General features: G+C 57.1%; 4 protein-coding genes. All 4 read left to right on the top strand.

The features are described 5' to 3' along the window. Nucleotides 1-501, top strand: a 501-nt coding sequence (locus tag G510_RS17690) for a hypothetical protein (RefSeq protein ID WP_211219205.1), incomplete at its 5' end; no start/stop codon positions are given. Nucleotides 502-752: 251 nt separating this feature from the next. After that, entirely contained in the window at nucleotides 753-1,397 is a 645-nt protein-coding gene (locus G510_RS0113175; protein WP_157560681.1) for a CPBP family glutamic-type intramembrane protease, read from the top strand. A 94-nt stretch (nucleotides 1,398-1,491) separates the two neighbouring features. Next, entirely contained in the window at nucleotides 1,492-1,617 is a 126-nt protein-coding gene (locus tag G510_RS19030; RefSeq protein ID WP_281167446.1) for a hypothetical protein, read from the top strand. A gap of 28 nt (nucleotides 1,618-1,645) precedes the next feature. Next, a complete protein-coding gene (locus G510_RS18420) occupies nucleotides 1,646-2,794 on the top strand; it encodes a hypothetical protein (protein ID WP_157560679.1) in 1,149 nt (382 codons plus the stop codon). Nucleotides 2,795-2,881 lie beyond the last annotated feature (87 nt).

Here is a 2,881-nt window from a genome sequence, read left to right as displayed (position 1 = left end):
CCCCCGCCACGCCATCACTGCCCGCCTCACCGAACGCCCCAAAACCCCCTAACCCAGGCGAACAACGATCGCGCTCGCCGCAGGCCAACATGGAGCATGACGGCAAGGCAGAAAGAGAACCTCGTGCACGAAGGAATTGACACCCTCGCGAATCGTTCAGACCCGTTCACATATTTCGCCGACTTGTTTTCTGGCGTGGACGGCTTTTTGATCGCACAGTGCTCCGGACTCCTGATCGCGACGTGCGTCATCTGGACGCTGATCGTGCAGGTCAGGCACCGGATAGCGCCGCACATTGGAAAGCTCCCTGTGTCGCCCTTGGCGATCGCTCTGTTTTTCGTCACCGCAATCCTGTTCGCGATTCTCGCGATCCACCCGGACGCACCAGTAACGGGTGCGGATGTCGGCTTCTTCGCGATCACCGCGATCGTGCTCCCCGTGCCGTTTGTGGTCTGGTCGATCTTGATCAATCGACGCGCCAAGCGAAACGAGGAAGCGTGAAGAACCTGTGGCGGACAATCCGTGATGAGTTCTCGATCGATCGGACGGGAATCGCACCGCCGCGGCCGACGGCGCGCGCGCGAGCCGCAGCATGGGCCGCGATCCTGGGCGTGTATCTGCTCGGGTGAGGGCGAGCCACCTACAACGCGCTGGAGATCCTGCTCGAGTGGACAACAGTCCCCGCACAGCGCCCCGCTGGGAACTCCAACGGAGCGATCCTCGCTCTGATTCAGCAACTTGCCATCGTTCTCGTGGCCGCAGCGCTTATCTGGGCATTCCGCCAGTACGCACACGCGCGGCCAGCGGCAGCGACCTGGCGCACCAGCATCAAGACATTCCCTGTGTCGTACATCGCCGTACTGCTCGGCTTCATAGCCGCATCACTCATGAGCCGGCTGTTCCAGCTCACCGGTCACACCTTCGACGACGAGGAACTATCGGATCCGCTACTCGCAGCGCTGACCATCATCAATGCCGGCATGGCAGGCCCCGCCGAAGAGCTCGCGCTGCTCGCACTCGTCGTCGTCGCACTGCGCGCGACCGGGCACGGCTGGACCATCGTCCTCCTCGCCGCTGCCGCCGTTCGCGTTCCGTTCCACCTGTACTACGGGTGGGGAGCATTCGGATTCTCCGTATGGGCATGCCTCATCGTGCTGCTCTACAAGCGCACGGGAGCGATCGTCGCAATCATTCTGGGGCACGCAACATTCAACATGGCCAACTACATACCGGTCATCGGCGGCGCACCCAAGCTCATCGCCGTAGCAATCGGCATCTGGGTCATATTCATGCATCTCTCCAACATCATGGAGAATCGGTTGGCGGACGCCCAAGAGCAGCGGCGTATCGAAGAAAACGAGGCATACGAGCGTGGATACCCAGACCGCAGCAAGTAACCCAGCCCCGCGTGCGCAGCCCTACCCCTGGGCGGACGGAAGATGCTTCCTCCGCCGCTTAATCAATATCAGAGATCGCAGAAAGGATTAAAGCATGAACTGGCTCTTCACGATCGAGCGTGTAGTTGTCTGGCTCGTCGCATATGAGCCAAATATAAACAATGCCGTAGGTGGGTTGACATCGGTTGATCGCTACACCATCATGGTCAACACCAGATGACTCGCGAGAACTGAAACGAGAAACACTAGTGAACTTTCGAAGCATTTCCGGAATAGGCATCGGCGCAATCCTGGTTATGAACTTGGGATTGAGCGCTCCGGGCAATGCAGATTCGCAACCATTAGATATATATGACGCCGATGCGGTTCTCGCTGAAGTCGCCCCCGAAATTGAAGAGCAAAAGGGCGCCGAGGACCGGTATGAGCGAATCAATATCGGCTCAGAAACTTCTCGTCGGATGGCAAACTCAGGGCTGAGTGTACAGCTTCGCGCCAATGAGGTGAATCCTAGCTCAGATTTTTCACGTACCCCTGACACCACAATCGATGTCCCATTTGCTGAACGGGAAGTTGCGACTAGCGATACCGAATCGGTATGGTCAACAGACTCACCTGATTCTGCGTTCTACTTGAGCGAAACCGTCTCGGGTGCGCGTTTTCTAACAGTTCTCGGTAGCGCGAGTGCATCAACGTCATATGAGTACAATATTGACGTACCAGAAGGCTCTTCCGCCGAGTCCACTCAACATGGCCTCACGATTATAGGGCCGAACAATGAACACCTAGGCAACATCGTGACTCCATGGGTGCGGGATTCCCAGGGAAACGATGTTGCGGCCACCTATGAGTGGGATGACGGAACCCTAATCCAGCGCATCGATACCGCATCCGTCAGCGCTAACGCGTACCCGGTCGTCGCGCAAGCCGCGTGGTCGTATGCGTACCAATGGGAAATCCTTAACAAGACGGTGGCTCAGAATCGGTATAACCTGCAGGACTGTTTCAACTGTTACTTCCCGGTTAATGGCGCTCCCGCACACTTTCCGTTTTATCTAGAAAGCCTGCCTCTCACCGTTACCACAATTCCGCCATTTTCGGCTGATTTTAGCTGCATTATGGGTCCCTCCACATGGCGCGACGATGGTTCACCGCGGCTCCAACAGTTGGAGTGGAGCTTCATGGCCGATCAAGGACACGTTGACGGCCTCGGATCGTCAATCTCCTTCACCATCGCACCGCTTTGGGAGCCTGGTGCACCCGTTGCGGAAACATTCTCTCGCTTGTATGTCAGTGCATACATCGTCAACTCGAACCCCCTTGGTGTACCGCGGTCTGTTTATGAAGCTGGGGCCGTGCTCAACTGGACCAATTTTGCGAACAACTTGAACAATGCATAGCGACACGGGGAAATTGAATTCCTGGACAGCGCTCCTCTTGCCCTGCTTGTCACTCCTGTGTTTCATTCCATTTGCCTTACTGGCTGG

This window comes from Microbacterium gubbeenense DSM 15944, from assembly GCF_000422745.1.
GTDB lineage: Bacteria > Actinomycetota > Actinomycetes > Actinomycetales > Microbacteriaceae > Microbacterium > Microbacterium gubbeenense.
This window is presented reverse-complemented; position numbering and strand designations above follow the sequence as displayed.